Origin of the sequence: Amycolatopsis sp. cmx-8-4, assembly GCF_046548675.1 — a bacterium.
Lineage (GTDB): Bacteria > Actinomycetota > Actinomycetes > Mycobacteriales > Pseudonocardiaceae > Amycolatopsis.
This window is the reverse complement of record NZ_JAEBDZ010000034.1, coordinates 23,301-36,677: the sequence shown is the minus strand read 5'-3', so window position 1 is coordinate 36,677 and position 13,377 is coordinate 23,301. Positions and strand designations below refer to the sequence as shown.

13 protein-coding genes and 1 riboswitch are annotated in these 13,377 nt (G+C 71.5%); of the genes, 8 read left to right on the top strand and 5 right to left on the bottom strand.

The window, feature by feature from the left end:
• Positions 1 to 299 precede the first annotated feature (299 nt).
• Positions 300 to 1,139: a 16S rRNA (adenine(1518)-N(6)/adenine(1519)-N(6))-dimethyltransferase RsmA gene (gene rsmA, locus ACLJQZ_RS41385; RefSeq protein ID WP_410626382.1), complete on the top strand. Its 840-nt coding sequence runs from the start codon at positions 300 to 302 to the stop codon at positions 1,137 to 1,139.
• A gap of 161 nt (positions 1,140 to 1,300) precedes the next feature.
• Positions 1,301 to 1,391, top strand: a riboswitch (SAM riboswitch).
• A gap of 207 nt (positions 1,392 to 1,598) precedes the next feature.
• Complete coding sequence (locus ACLJQZ_RS41380; protein ID WP_326944481.1) at positions 1,599 to 2,612, top strand: methionine ABC transporter ATP-binding protein; 1,014 nt, start codon at positions 1,599 to 1,601, stop codon at positions 2,610 to 2,612.
• A 63-nt stretch (positions 2,613 to 2,675) separates the two neighbouring features.
• On the opposite strand, the gene ACLJQZ_RS41375 is transcribed toward ACLJQZ_RS41380, so the two are convergent.
• The gene (locus ACLJQZ_RS41375) at positions 2,676 to 4,073 is read right to left on the bottom strand and encodes a DHA2 family efflux MFS transporter permease subunit (RefSeq protein WP_410626380.1); all 1,398 of its coding nucleotides are present in this window, start codon (positions 4,071 to 4,073) and stop codon (positions 2,676 to 2,678) included.
• Between the two features lie 105 nt (positions 4,074 to 4,178).
• Between ACLJQZ_RS41375 and ACLJQZ_RS41370 the strand changes: the two genes are divergently transcribed.
• From ACLJQZ_RS41370 to ACLJQZ_RS41350, 5 genes are all read left to right on the top strand, one after another.
• On the top strand, positions 4,179 to 4,721 hold the full coding sequence (locus tag ACLJQZ_RS41370) for a TetR/AcrR family transcriptional regulator (RefSeq protein WP_410626378.1): 543 nt from the start codon (positions 4,179 to 4,181) through the stop codon (positions 4,719 to 4,721).
• A 9-nt stretch (positions 4,722 to 4,730) separates the two neighbouring features.
• The gene (locus ACLJQZ_RS41365; RefSeq protein ID WP_410626376.1) at positions 4,731 to 5,693 is read left to right on the top strand and encodes a 4-(cytidine 5'-diphospho)-2-C-methyl-D-erythritol kinase; all 963 of its coding nucleotides are present in this window, start codon (positions 4,731 to 4,733) and stop codon (positions 5,691 to 5,693) included.
• Positions 5,690 to 6,097, top strand: a complete 408-nt coding sequence (locus ACLJQZ_RS41360) for an ASCH domain-containing protein (protein ID WP_410626375.1) — start codon at positions 5,690 to 5,692, stop codon at positions 6,095 to 6,097. The genes ACLJQZ_RS41365 and ACLJQZ_RS41360 overlap by 4 nt, the downstream gene beginning before the upstream one ends.
• Positions 6,098 to 6,101: 4 nt before the next feature.
• A complete protein-coding gene (locus ACLJQZ_RS41355; RefSeq protein WP_410626374.1) occupies positions 6,102 to 7,868 on the top strand; it encodes an ABC-F family ATP-binding cassette domain-containing protein in 1,767 nt (588 codons plus the stop codon).
• An 87-nt stretch (positions 7,869 to 7,955) separates the two neighbouring features.
• Positions 7,956 to 9,644, top strand: a complete 1,689-nt coding sequence (locus ACLJQZ_RS41350; RefSeq protein WP_410626373.1) for a fatty acyl-AMP ligase — start codon at positions 7,956 to 7,958, stop codon at positions 9,642 to 9,644.
• Between the two features lie 96 nt (positions 9,645 to 9,740).
• Here the strand turns inward: ACLJQZ_RS41350 and ACLJQZ_RS41345 are convergent, their stop codons facing one another.
• The 4 genes from ACLJQZ_RS41345 to ACLJQZ_RS41330 form a co-directional block, all read right to left on the bottom strand.
• On the bottom strand, positions 9,741 to 10,094 hold the full coding sequence (locus tag ACLJQZ_RS41345; RefSeq protein WP_410626371.1) for a DivIVA domain-containing protein: 354 nt from the start codon (positions 10,092 to 10,094) through the stop codon (positions 9,741 to 9,743).
• 180 nt (positions 10,095 to 10,274) lie between these two features.
• A complete protein-coding gene (locus ACLJQZ_RS41340; RefSeq protein ID WP_410626369.1) occupies positions 10,275 to 10,592 on the bottom strand; it encodes a DivIVA domain-containing protein in 318 nt (105 codons plus the stop codon).
• Positions 10,593 to 10,624: 32 nt separating this feature from the next.
• Positions 10,625 to 11,218 carry an aminoacyl-tRNA hydrolase gene (gene pth / locus ACLJQZ_RS41335; RefSeq protein ID WP_410626368.1) on the bottom strand — a complete coding sequence of 198 codons (594 nt, stop codon included), beginning with the start codon at positions 11,216 to 11,218 and terminating at the stop codon, positions 10,625 to 10,627.
• 7 nt (positions 11,219 to 11,225) lie between these two features.
• Positions 11,226 to 11,834 carry a 50S ribosomal protein L25/general stress protein Ctc gene (locus ACLJQZ_RS41330; protein WP_410626366.1) on the bottom strand — a complete coding sequence of 203 codons (609 nt, stop codon included), beginning with the start codon at positions 11,832 to 11,834 and terminating at the stop codon, positions 11,226 to 11,228.
• A gap of 368 nt (positions 11,835 to 12,202) precedes the next feature.
• On the opposite strand from ACLJQZ_RS41330, the gene ACLJQZ_RS41325 reads away from it, so the two are divergent.
• Positions 12,203 to 13,297, top strand: a complete 1,095-nt coding sequence (locus ACLJQZ_RS41325; RefSeq protein ID WP_410626456.1) for a hypothetical protein — start codon at positions 12,203 to 12,205, stop codon at positions 13,295 to 13,297.
• Positions 13,298 to 13,377: the final 80 nt, after the last annotated feature.

The following is a 13,377-nucleotide window of genomic DNA, read 5'->3' as shown; positions in this document are numbered from 1 at the left end:
GATCACGCGAGTGTCGGGTCTGATCACGTCGGTTCCGCCTGCGATCACGTGTGTCGACCGCTCAATCACGCGTGTCGGCCTGCTGATCACGCGAGCCGACCCTCCGATCACGCGAGTCGACCCTCCAGGTACGCGAGCCGACCGTGCGGGTACGCGGGCCGACCCACCGGTGCGGGAACCGACCCGCTGGGTACGTGAGCCGACTGTCTGGGTACGTGAGCCGACTCTCCGGGTACGTGGGCCGGGCCCTCCGGGCGGGCGTGCAGAGGGGGCCGGGTTGTCCTGGGTAGGCTCGTCCGGTGGTTGAACTGTTGGGACCTGCCGAGATCCGCGGGCTGGCGGCCGAGCTGGACGTGCGGCCGACCAAGAAGCTCGGGCAGAACTTCGTGCACGATCCCAACACCGTGCGGCGGATCGTCGACCTCGCGCACCTCGGGCCGGACGACGTCGTCCTCGAGGTCGGGCCCGGGCTCGGGTCCCTGACGCTGGGACTGCTCGCCGCCGGGGCGCGGGTCGTGGCCGTCGAGATCGATCGCAAGCTCGCCGAACGGCTGCCGAAGACCGTCGCCGAACGCGGGCCGGACGTCGCGGACCGGCTGGACGTCCTCGAGGCCGACGCCATGCGCGTCGCGAACGCCGACCTGCCCGCCGCGCCCACCGCGCTCGTGGCCAACCTGCCCTACAACGTCGCCGTGCCGGTCGTGCTGCACCTGCTCGCCGAGGTGCCCTCCCTCAAGTCCGGCCTCGTGATGGTCCAGACCGAGGTCGCCGACCGGATGGCCGCGGGCCCGGGCAGCCGGATCTACGGCGTCCCGAGCGTCAAGCTCGCCTGGTACGGCCCGGCACGCAAGGTCGCCGCCGTGCCACGCTCGGTGTTCTGGCCGGTACCCAACGTCGATTCCGCGCTCGTCGCGTTCGAACGCGGGGACACGCCGGCGTCCGAGGACCGGGACCGGCTGTTCGGTCTCGTGGACGCCGCGTTCTCACAACGCAGGAAGACCCTCCGCGCCGCGCTCGCCGGCTGGGCGGGGTCGGCCGAGCGGGCCGGCGAGCTGCTGGTGGCCGCCGGGATCGACCCGAAGACCCGCGGTGAGCAGCTGGACGTGCACGACTTCGCCCGGCTCGCCGCCGTCAGGTGACGCGTCCTCAGTGGAACTGACGGTGCCCGCCGACGCCGGAGCGTGCGCGTCGCGGCGAAATACGTCTTCCTGAGCGCTGTTCCCGCGATTCGGACACCTCCAGTCGTGTGATCTGGCCCAACAGGCTTGCTTTCGCTCCTCGGGATCGGTTTTACTCAGTACGTCCATCCCGAGCGACTGAGAGACCTGGCTCGCCGAAGTCGCAGCAACCACCCTCCGCAGGGCAGGTGCTACCGCCAGGACCGATGGAGGCCGTACCGATGAAGAGGGTTGCTCGCCCGCTGCTGCTGACCAAACGCCGCGTTGTCGACGAGGGTCGCCGCTCCGTGACCGCATGTCGACGCTCCAACTGAGCTTGCTCGACCCGTCACACCTCTTCTTCATGCACCGTCCATAGAGGACGGACACTCGCTTGCGGCCGGACGCGCATCTCTGCGCGCCCCGTTTTCTGGAGCCTTCGTGATCACCGTCGAAAACCTGTCCAAGTCCTTTGCCCTCAACGGAAATCCGGTCGTCGCACTGCGCGACGTGAGCGTCGACGTCCAGGCCGGCTCGCTGTTCGGCGTGGTCGGCCCGGCCGGCTCCGGCAAGTCCGTCCTCGCCCGGTGCATCGCGCTGCAGGAGCGGCCGGACCGCGGTGTCGTCCGGCTCGACGGCCTCAACACCGGCACCCTCGACGGCCGCCGGCTCCGCGAGATCCGCCGCCAGCTCGGCGTCGTCGGCACCAAGCCGGAGCTGATCGCCGAACGCACCATCGCCGGCAACATCGCGTCGCCGCTGGAGCAGCTGGGCGTCGACGGCCCGCAGCGCCGCAGCAAGGTCGGCTCGCTGCTCGACCTCGTCGGCCTGACCCCGCGCGCCGCGCAGCGTCCCGGCGAGCTCACCGAGGGGCAGCTCCGCCGCGTTGCCGTGGCGAAGGCCCTGGCCGCGGCCCCCGCCGTGCTGCTCGCCGACGACCCGACCGCCGGGATCGACCCGGAGGAGGCCGGCGCGGTGCTCACCGTCCTCGACCGGGCCCGCGCCGAGCTGGGCGTCACCATCGTGATCACGACGCCGGACGCGAGCGTCGTCCGCCGGGTGTGCGACGACGTCGCGGTGCTCGAAGACGGCACGGTCGTCGAGCGTGGCTCCGTGCTCGACCTGATCTCGAACCCGGCCAGCCGCACCGCGCAGGCGCTGCTGCCCGCCATCGAGACCACCCGCTCGCAGTCCTCGCGCTACGACCGCTCGGTCGACGTCGTGCTGGTCGGCTTCGCTTCGGTCGGCGCGCTGCTGCCCGAGGCCGCGGGCCGCTTCGACGTCGAGTTCGCCACCATCGGCGGCGGTCTGACCCGGATCGGCGACACCCCGGTCGGCCGGTTCCGCCTCGGCGTCCGCGGCGAGCGGGCCGACGCCGCGCTGGCGTGGGTCGCCGAGCGCGGCGGCCACGTCACGCACACCGCGCGCGGCCCCCAGGGCGTCGCCGCAGCCTGACCCGAACGTCCGTGAAGGCCTCCTTACCGGCTCTTATGGCCGGGAAGGAGGCCTTCACGGCTTTCAACGGGTGCCGCGCGGGAGCAGCAGGAGCGCGGTGAGGGCGGCCGTGGCGACGAGGCCGGCCGCCCAGGCCGCGGCTGTCGTGTAGCCGTGGACGATCGCCGTCGACGTCGTGAGCCCGGCCGCCGCCGCGGTGGCGATCGTGTTCAGCGTCGCCGTCCTCAGTGACGCGCCGACCTGCTGTGACGTCGTCACGAACGCCGATGCCGCGCCCGCGTCCCGCGCGCCGACGTCGCGGGTCGCGACGTTCAGCACCACCGGCATGCACAGCCCGGCGCCCAGGCCCAGCAGCAGCTCCATCGGCAGGATCACCGCGGCGTACGACGAATCCGGCGTCAACCGGGTGGCCAGCAGCAACCCGCACGCCAGCACGAAGAGCCCGCCGGCGAGCAGCGGACGCGGGCCGAAGCGGGCCGGCAACCGCCCCGACAGCTGCGTCGAGGCGAAGAGGTTCGCGCCCAGCGTCGGCAGGAACGCCAGCGCCGCGGCGAGCGCGCCGTAACCCATCACCACCTGCAGCTGGTACGTCAGGAACAGGAACATCCCGAATGCGCCGAACGCCGCGGTCCCGACGGTCAAGTACGCGACGGCGCGAGCGCGGTCACGCACCACCGCGAGCGGCAGCAGCGGGTGCGGATGGCGGGCCTGCCGGACGACGAACGCGCCGAGCAGCACCGCCGCGAGCGCGAGGAAACCCAGTACCCACAACGAGTTCCAGCCGAGAGTCGCGGCTTCGGACAGCGCGTGCACCAGTACGACGACGCCGCCGCAGCTGAGCAGCGCACTGGTCCAGTCCAGCTTGGTGTCGCGGTGCCCGGCCGTGGCCGGCACGGCGAACCAGGCGCCCAGGCCGGCCACCACGGCGAGCGGTACGTTGATGTAGAGCGACCAGCGCCAGTCGAGGAACTGCGTGAGCGCGCCGCCGAGCGTGAGGCCGAGCGCGGAGCCGGAGATCATGATGGCGCTGAAGATCCCGAACGCCTTCCCGCGCTCGCGCGGGTCGGTGAAGGTGAGTGTCAGCAGGGACATCGTCGACGGCGCGAGCAGCGCGGCGAACACGCCTTGAGCGGCGCGCGCGGCGATCAGCCAGCCGGCGCTCGGGGCCGCGCCGCCTAGCGCGGAGGCGACGGCGAACCCGGCGACGCCGCCGAGCAGCGTCGTGCGGCGGCCGAGCCGGTCGGCCAGCCGGCCGCCGAGCAGCAGCAGGCCGCCGAACGCCAGCGTGTACGCGGAGATCGTCCACTGGCGGCCGGTGTCGGACATGCCGAGCGCGCGCTGCGCCGAGGGCAGCGCGATGTTCACGACGGTCGTGTCGAGCACGACCATGAGCTGGGCCAGACCCAGCGCGGCGAGCGCGAGCCAGCGGCTCACGGCGCGCGGTGGCGCGAGTGCGGTCATGGTGGACCCCCGAGGTAGGCTGTGGATGCATTGCTTGACGGCCGACTAGCAATGCCGAAAGCAGGTTATTGCTAGTCGGCCGTCAAGTAAGTTGAGGAGTGAGGCATGGCCGGGCGGCGCACCGACACGCGCGAACGCATCCAGCGCGTCGCGCTCGAACTGTTCGCCGAGCAGGGCTACGAAGGCAGCTCGCTGCGGGAGATCGCCGAGCGGCTGGACGTCACGAAAGCCGCGCTGTACTACCACTTCCGCACGAAGGAGGACATCGTCTCGAGCCTCCTCGAGGACTGGGGGACCGCGCTCGACGACCTCCTGGCGCGCGAAACGGGCCCGGCCGAGCTGCTCACCGCGTACGCCGGGCTGGTCGAGACCCGGTTCGGCCCGGTGATGGGCCTGGTCCAGCGCAACACGTCGGCGTTGAAGGCGATCGCGGCCGGCGCGGGCCTGGCGGATCGGATGGTGCGGCTGCACGAACGGCTCCGCGGCGGTTCGGCCGACCCCGAGTCCGATCTGCGGGCCCGGCTCGCGCTCGTGGCCGTCCAGCTCAACAGCGCCGAGGGCGGCCCGGGCACGCCGCCGGACGTCGCGCTCGCCGTCGCGCTCGACGTCCTTTCTCCTGACGGGAAGCCGGCCGGTGCGGGCACGTAGGCTGGTCGCGTGCTCGCTGTAGTCCCGCCCCCAGTCACCGTCCGGGTCCCGGCCAAGGTCAACCTGCACCTGGCGGTCGACGACCTGCGCGAGGACGGTTACCACGAGCTGGTGACCGTGTTCCAGGCCTTGTCGCTGACCGACGAGGTGACCGTCGCGGTCACCGACGACCCGGGCCTGGAGATCTACGGCGAGGGTGAGGGTTCGGTGCCCACCGACGCCACGAACCTGGCCTGGCGCGCCGTCGAAGCGCTGGCCGCGCACGTCGGCCGCACCGAAGAGCCGAAGATCCGCGTGGTGCTGCGCAAGGGCATCCCGGTCGCCGGCGGCATGGCGGGCGGCAGCGCCGATGCGGCGGCGACGCTCGTCGGGCTCGCCTCCCTCTGGAACCTCGAGATCACGCGCGACGAACTGGCCGGGATCGCCGCCGGCCTGGGCAGCGACGTCCCGTTCGCGCTCTACGGCGGCACGGCGCTGGGCACCGGCCGCGGCGAGCAGCTGGTCCCGGTGCTGTCGCGGCACACGTTCCACTGGGTGCTGGCCTTCGACCAGCGCGGCCTGTCGACGCCGAAGGTGTTCGGCGAGCTGGACCGGCTGCGCGCGGAGGGCAACCCGCCGCGGATCGGCTCGCACACGCCGGTCGCCGAGGCGCTGGCCTCGGGCGACCCGCGTCAGCTGGCTCTGCTGCTGGGCAACGACCTCCAGGCGGCGGCGGTCTCGCTGCGCCCGGGCCTGCGCCGCACGCTGCGTGCCGGCGTCAACGCGGGCGCGCTCGCGGGCACGGTCTCCGGCTCCGGCCCGACGTGCGCGTTCCTCTGCGAAGACGCGCAGGCGGCGGTCGAGGTCGCGGCCGAGCTGTCGGGCGCGGGGGTGTGCCGCACGGTCCGCGTGGCCCACGGCCCGGTGCCCGGAGCGCGCGTGGTCGGCGGGGACGACGCATCGCGTCCGTCGCCGCCGCGGGTGCACGCGTGAAGCGCGCCGAGTTCGCGTTCCCGGGGCCGTTGCGGGACAAGCTCGTCGGGGCGATCCTCGACGGCACGAAGACGACGACCTCCGCGTTGCTCGCCGGCTACGAAGCCGACGGCGAGGCGCCGCCCGTGGCCGGCGAGCGCGAGCTGGTCGTCGACTCCGCCGGCCAGGGCGTCGCGATCGTCGAGATCCGCGAAGTGCGGGTCGTCCCACTGTCCGAAGTGGACCTCGCGCACGCGGTCGGTGAGGGTGAGGGTTTCACCACCGTCGCCGAGTGGCGCGCGGACCACACCTCCTTCTGGCACACGGCCGAAGTACGCGCCGAGCTGGGAGATCCTGAATTCACCGTGGACGACACGACGCTGGTCGTGGCGACCCGGTTCACGATCGTGGAAAGGATCGGCTGAGCGCATGGCCAACCTGGTCAACCTGGAGGCGGTGAGCAAGTCCTACGGGGTGAAGCCACTGCTGGACGGCGTCTCGCTGGGCGTCGCGGCCGGGCAGCGCATCGGCGTCGTCGGTCTCAACGGCGGCGGCAAGACCACGCTCCTCGAAGTCCTTTCCGGACTCGCCGCGCCGGATTCCGGGCGGGTGAGCCACGTCGGCGGCCTGCGGATGGCCGTCGTCACCCAGCGGACCGAGCTGCCGGACGGCAGCAGCGTCGGCGAAGTCGTGCTCGAACGCTACGGCGCCGAGCACGAATGGGCTGCCGACGCGCGCGTCCGGTCCATTGTGGACGGATTGGGCATCACCGCGATCGGGCTCGAAACGCCCACCGCGAACCTCTCCGGCGGTGAGCGGCGCCGGGTTTCGCTGGCCGCCGCGCTGACCGGCGAGCTCGACCTCGTCGTGCTCGACGAGCCGACCAACCACCTGGACGTCGAAGGTGTCCAGTGGCTCGCCGACCACCTGCTGACCCGGCGCATCGCGGTCGTGGTCGTCACGCACGACCGGTGGTTCCTGGACACCGTCGCGAGCGTGACCTGGGAGGTGGCCAACGGCCGCGTCGAGAGTTACGAAGGCGGTTACGCGGACTGGATCTTCGCGCGCGCCGAGCGGGCGCGGCTGGCCGCGACGGCCGAGGAGAAGCGGCAGAACCTGGCGCGCAAGGAACTGGCGTGGCTGCGCCGCGGCCCGCAGGCGCGCTCGTCCAAGCCGCGCTACCGCATCGACGCCGCCGAGGCGCTGATCGCGGACGTGCCGCCGCCGCGCGACTCCGTAGAGCTGATGGCGTTCGCGAAGCGGCGGCTCGGCAAGACCGTGCTGGAGCTGGAAGACACGACGTACACGGTGGGCGAGCGGACGCTGCTCGACCACGTCACCTGGCGGGTCGGCCCCGGCGACCGGATCGGCCTGGTCGGCATCAACGGCTCCGGCAAGACGTCGCTGCTCAAGCTGCTCGGCGGCGACGTCGAGGGCTCGACCGGGCGCCGGATCGAGGGCAAGACCGTCGCGCTCGCGCACCTGCGCCAGGAGCTCGACGACTTGCCCGCGGACCTGCGGGTGCTGCAGGCGATCGAGCAGGTCGCCGGACGCGTGGTGTTCGGCAAGCAGGAGATGACGGCGTCGCAGCTCGGGGAGAAGCTCGGCTTCCCGCAGGCCCGCCAGTGGACGCCGGTCGGCGATCTCTCCGGCGGCGAGCGGCGCCGACTGCAGCTGTGCCGGCTGCTGATGGCCGAGCCGAACGTCCTGCTCCTCGACGAGCCGACGAACGACCTGGACATCGACACCCTGCAGCAGCTGGAGGACCTGCTCGACGGCTGGCCGGGCACGATGATCGTCGTCTCGCACGACCGCTACCTGGTCGAACGCGTCTGCGACACGATCGTCGCCCTCTTCGGCGACGGCCGCATCACCCACCTGCCGGGCGGCATCGAGGAGTACCTGAACCGCCGCGCCCTCGCCAAGGAGCCGGCGGGCGCGACGGCCCCGACCGCGGCGAAGGCCGAGGCCAAGAAGTCGGCGGCGGACCTCCGCGCGGCGCAGAAGGACCTGGGGCGCCTGGAGCGCAAGCTGGACCAGCTGCACTCGAAGGAGGAGAAGCTCCACACGGCCCTGCTCGAGGCGGCGACGGACCCGGCGAAGCTGATGGAGCTGAACGCCCAGCTGAAGGGCGTCAAGGGCGAGATCGAGGACGTCGAGGCGCGCTGGCTGGAGACGTCCGAGCTGCTGGAATGACCGCCGTACGGCTTTCGTGCGCAGGTGCTCAGGCCGGTTTCCGCGTTGGTCGGCGGATGTTGACACCCAGCCAGTAATCTGACGCGCATGAGCAGGTTCGTGGACACGCTCGTCGCCACCGCGGCGGGGCGAGGTCAGCAGCGTGGCATGGTTACCGGGGAGCCGAAGGAGCCGGTCCGGCGGACCTGGGGTGAGGTGCACGAACGGGCCCGGCGGATCGCCGGTGGCCTGGTCGCCGGGGGGTTCGAGCGGGGCGGGGCCGTTGCGGTGCTGGCCGCGGCGCCGGTGCTGATCGCGCCCACCGTGCAGGCCGTGTGGCTGGCCGGGGGCAGCGTCACCATGCTGCACCAGCCGACCCCGCGGACCGACCTCGCCGAATGGGCCGAGGACACCGTGCGCATCCTGGGGATGATCGGGTCGGACCTGGTGCTGCTGGGCGAGCCGTTCGACCAGCTGGCCCCGGTGCTGGAGCAGAAGGGCATCGGCTTCAAGCTCATCAACGAGCTGGCCGACGCCGAGCCGCTCGCCGAGGTCGTCGTCACCGATGAGGGCGAGACCGCGCTGCTGCAGCTGACCAGCGGGTCGACCGCCGACCCTAAGGCCGTGCGGATCACCTACGGCAACCTGTACTCCAACGTCAAGGCCATGGTCGACCGCGCGGAGTTCGACTTCGACACCGACGTGATGGTGTCCTGGCTGCCGACCTTCCACGACATGGGGATGGTCGGGTTCCTGACCGTGCCGATGACGTTCGGCGTCGAGCTGGTCAAGATCACCCCGGTCGAGTTCCTGTCCGGGCCGCTGATCTGGCCCGAGCTGATCACGAAGTACCACGGCACGACGACGGCGGCGCCGAACTTCGCCTACGCGATCGTCGGGCGCCGGATGGCCCGCGTCGACGACGACGACGCCTACGACCTGTCGAAGCTGCGGATCGCCCTGAACGGCGCGGAACCCGTCGACGAGAGCGCCGTCCGGACCTTTGTGGACGCCGGCGCCCGCTTCAAGATGCCCGCGGAGTGCGTCTTCCCGGCTTACGGCATGGCCGAGGCGACGCTCGCGGTGTCGTTCGCGCCGCTGTTCACCGGGCTCACCCTGGACGTCGTCGAAGCCGACGCGCTCGAGGCCGACAACCGCGCGGTGCCGGTGCCCGAGGGCGACGAGCGGCGTGGCACCGACAGCGTCCGCTCGTTCGCGGTCCTCGGCCGGCCGCTCGACGGGCTCGAGGCGGAGATCGTCGACGACAAGGGCGAACGGCTCGGCGAGCGCGAGGTCGGCGAGATCCGGCTGCGCGGCGAGGCCGTGACGCCCGGCTACCTGACGATGAACGGCCCGCTCGACACCCAGGACGCCGACGGCTGGCTCGACACCGGCGACCTCGGCTACCTGATCGACGGCCAGATCGTCATCTGCGGCCGCCGCAAGGACGTCATCATCATGGGCGGCCGCAACCTGTACCCGACGGACATCGAGCGCGCGGCCACGGCGGTCGAGGGCGTGCGCGCGGGCAACGCGGTCGCCGTGCGCATCGACGCCGGCAGCCGTCGTGAACGCTTCGCGGTGGTCCTGGAGTCCAAGCTGGCGGGTGACGCCGACGCCGAGAAGAACCTGGTGAAGCAGGTGTCGGCCCGGGTCCGCGACGCCGTCGACATGCGGCCGTACGCGGTGGTCGTGCTGCCGGCGGGCAGCCTGCCGAAGACGCCGTCCGGCAAGGTCAAGCGCGCGGCGACGGCCACCCAGTTCGCGGACAAGATCAAGAAGAACGCCGACGCGTGACGCCCATGCGCCCCAATGTGGCGTTCGGTGCGTCAGACGCACCGAACGCCACATTGGGTGCGTCAGATGCACCCAACGCCACATTGGGGCGTTCGGTCAGTAGTTCTGTAGGTGCTGGGTCGGGGCGGGTGGGGTGGCGCGATCCGCGGTGGCTTCCGCCGAGGTGCGCGCGCCCGGGAGGTCCGGGGCGCGGCCCGAGCGGGCGGCGAGCTGGTCCTCGGCCGAGTCGAGGAACTCGTCGACCTCGCGCTCGTCGTAGCCGCGCTTGCCGATCAGGGGCTTCGAGAACATCACGTGGTGCACTTCCGCGGCGGTCAGGTCGTCCTCCTCGGCGAACGTCTTGGCGATGCGCCGGACGAGCTCGTCGACCTCGTGCTTGGCGTAGCCACGGCGACCGATCGGGGCGTTACCGAATGTGACCTCGGCGAGGTCTTCGGCGGTGAACGACATGGAACTCTCTCCGATTCCGGGGTTGGCGGTGCGAACTCCCGTATACCGTCCTAACCCGTGAACAGGCTCCTCGGAAGGGGCAACCCCGAAGCTCACCCCGACGGGCGCCCCGGCGCCCGCCATCGAGTGAGCGGAACTACCCAGCGCCATGTGGCGAGTTTCACACTTCGACCAGCGAGTTCAGCCGCGGCCGAACCACTTCCGGGTGCCCGGCGGCGGGGCTTCCCCGGCCACCGGGGGCGGCGGGGTCCGCAATGCGATCAGCGCCGTCTCGGCTTCGTCGAGGAACATGTCGACCTGCGCCTGGTCGTAGCTGCGCGCGCCGATCGGCATGACCGTGAAGTCGACGTAGTGGATGTCGTCGGCGGTCAGGATGTTGCGCCCGGCGAGCGCCTCGGCGATGAGGTCGAGGAACGCGTCGACTTGGTCTTCGTCGTAACCGCGACGGCCGAACCGGGGTTTGCCGAACGCGATCGCCCGGACTTCGTCAGGGGTCATGGAGTCACCTTGTCACCCGTCTGCCACCCGTGTCAGCCCGCGTGAAAGGTGTTCTGCGCCGCAGCGAGGCCGGTCCCGACCAGGGCCTCGGTGGCGTCCGCGCAGCGGTCCACCTCGAACGGGAGCTCCTTGCGCTCGACCGTCGAAAAGTCCTTCAGCACGAAGTCCGCCGGGTCCTGACGGCCGGGCGGGCGGCCGATCCCGAACCGCACCCGGTAGTACTCGCGGGTGCCGAGCGACTTCGTGATCGAGCGGAGCCCGTTGTGGCCGTTGTCGCCGCCGCCGAACTTGAGCTTCAGAGCGCCGAAGTCGACGTCCAGCTCGTCGTGCACCACGACGACGCCGGTCGGCGGCACCTTGAAGAACTTCGCCGCGCCGGCCACCGGCCCGCCGGAGAGGTTCATGAAGGAACGCGGCTTCACGAGCACGACCCGGCGGCCGCCGAGACGGCCTTCGACCACGTCCGCGCCGCTCTTGTGCGACTTGAACTTGCCGCCGATCCGGCCGGCGAGCTCGTCCAGCACCAGGAAACCGACGTTGTGCCGGTTTCCGGCGTACTGGGGTCCGGGATTGCCAAGGCCGGCGAGCAGGATCAGCTCGCCGGCCCCGGGCAGGTCTTCGGTCACGCTTGAGCTACTCGCCGGCTTCGGCCGACTCGTCGCCCGCTTCGCCCGTGGCGTCTTCGCCCTCTTCCTCTTCACGCTGCGGCTCGTTGACGGCCACGACGAGCGAGTCCGGGTCGGTGATCAGGACGGCGCCCTGGGGCAGCTCGACCTGGGAGGCGGTGATCTGGGTGCCGATCGGGGCACCCTCGATCGAGACCTCGAACTGGTCCGGGATGTGCAGGGCCTCGACCTCGACCTGCAGGGTGCCGACGTCCTGGTTGACCAGGCCGCCGGGGCCCGGGTTGCCGGTGACGACGACGGGGACGTCGACGACGATCTTCTCGCCGCGCTTCACGACCAGCAGGTCGACGTGCTCGATGTAGTTCTTGAGCGGGTGCACGACGATGGTCTTCGTCAGCGCCAGCTCGTCGGAGCCCTCGAGGGCCAGGGTGATGACGGCGTTGGAGCCGTTCTCCCGGACGACGCGGGCGAACTCGATGGCCGGCAGCGCGAAGTGCCGCGGGTCCGAGCCGTGGCCGTACAGCACGGCGGGGATCTTGCCGGCGCGACGCGTGCGACGCGCGGCACCCTTGCCGAACTCGGTGCGCGGTTCGACGGACAGACGTACCTCGGACACGGTGTGGCACTCCTTCAAATCACGAACATGGTGCGGTGAACAGCATGCTGCGGCGGGGATGCGGTGGTCTTGATCGTTCGGGTGGTCGCGTTCGGCGGCGAGTTTCCGGGCGTGCACAACAGCCGGGAGCTACTCCGAGCCGCCGCGTCGATCACGCCGGGCACCCTGGAAGGGCCCCGCCTCGCCGAGACAACCTCAAGAGTGTAAACCAACCTCATCACGGTGGGTTGCGGCGGGTGCCAGGACCAGGCTAGAACCCTCTTGAGCCCGGGACGTGACGACACAAATCCGGTGGCGGAACTCCGCCTGCCGGGGTGTGCTCGGCGGAGCGGGAGAGCAGGGGGCGAAAGATGCGGGCTCGAGGCACGGTGGCGGCCGTGTTGCTGGTGAGCGGACTGCTGGCCGGCTGTCAGGTGGCGGTCCCCGGCACGGCCGGCGTCTCCGCGGCCGACCAGGAGAAGGCGTATCGGCGCGCCGAGCAGCGCACCGCCGTCGACGCCGCCCTCGCCGCGCTGGAACAGGCGCCCGCGCTCGCGCTGAAGTCGACGCTCAAGGGCGCCGAGCAGCAGTTCCGGGTCACCCGCGGCGGCAGCGCGGCCGGCGCCCTGCCGCTCGACGGCCGCGCCGTCCAGGTGGCGGCCGCCGACGGCCAGTTCTACCTGCAGGCCGACGCCGACTACTGGAAGGCGCACGCGATCGACGAGGGCACGCAGTTCGGCACGAGCTGGGTGCGCTCGCTCGGTTCCGAGCTGCCGCTGGACCCGGCGGCCAAGTTCGCCCCCGCCGCGCTCGCCGGCGCCCTGCGCAAGGCCGTCACCGGGATGGACCAGACGCGGGAGCCGGTCAAAGCCAAGCTGCCGGACGGCACCGAGGTCTACCAGCTGGGCGCCGCGCCCAGCGTCCTGCGCGTCAGCACCGCCAAGCCGAACCGCGTCGTCAGCTTCGCCCCGGTGCTGCTCGACCCGCAGGCCGGGCCGAAGTTCGGCGCCGAGTTCCGGGTCACCCCGCTCACCGGGGACGCGCTGAAGACGTTCCACACCGACCTCGACAACACCGTCGGCGGGCTGGGGCAGCCGTTCGAGGGACTGGTGCAGGCGAGCGCCGTCGTCACGAACGACAACCTCGACTGCAAGGACTTCGTCGGCTCGTGCACGACGACCGTGGACGTCTCGACCAGCGTCGTCGGCACGCCGGCGTCCGGCGGGAAGAGCACCGTGCACATCACCCTCTCCGTCGAGGTGAGCGCCGACTCGCTCGGGGCGCAGACCTGCACGGCGGCCGCCGACGCGGAGCCGTACGCGACGGTCAAGATGTCCTGCGCGGTCAAGTTCAAGCTCCCCAACCGCACGGCCAGCTACCAGGTGCTGTCCAAGCCGAACGCGACCGCGGAGGTCCGAGCGGCGCTCGACGTCAACGCGGTGAAGCAGAAGCTGGCCACGGAGTTCGCGGCGCTGGGCGGCTGACCTGGACACCTACCCCGGGGTGCGTTGCGCCCGTTGAAGTAGGTGATCTTCCGTTCCTAACATCGGCTGTGACAGCCGAA

Bases quoted from the DNA above. Each gene is read 5' to 3' on its own strand.
- ACLJQZ_RS41375 (WP_410626380.1), bottom strand. From the start codon at position 4,073: ATGACCGCACTCGCGCCACCGCGCGCCGTGAGCCGCTGGCTCGCGCTC.
- ACLJQZ_RS41370 (WP_410626378.1), top strand. From the start codon at position 4,179: ATGGCCGGGCGGCGCACCGACACGCGCGAACGCATCCAGCGCGTCGCG.
- ACLJQZ_RS41355 (WP_410626374.1), top strand. From the start codon at position 6,102: ATGGCCAACCTGGTCAACCTGGAGGCGGTGAGCAAGTCCTACGGGGTG.
- ACLJQZ_RS41350 (WP_410626373.1), top strand. From the start codon at position 7,956: ATGAGCAGGTTCGTGGACACGCTCGTCGCCACCGCGGCGGGGCGAGGT.
- ACLJQZ_RS41345 (WP_410626371.1), bottom strand. From the start codon at position 10,094: ATGTCGTTCACCGCCGAAGACCTCGCCGAGGTCACATTCGGTAACGCC.
- ACLJQZ_RS41340 (WP_410626369.1), bottom strand. From the start codon at position 10,592: ATGACCCCTGACGAAGTCCGGGCGATCGCGTTCGGCAAACCCCGGTTC.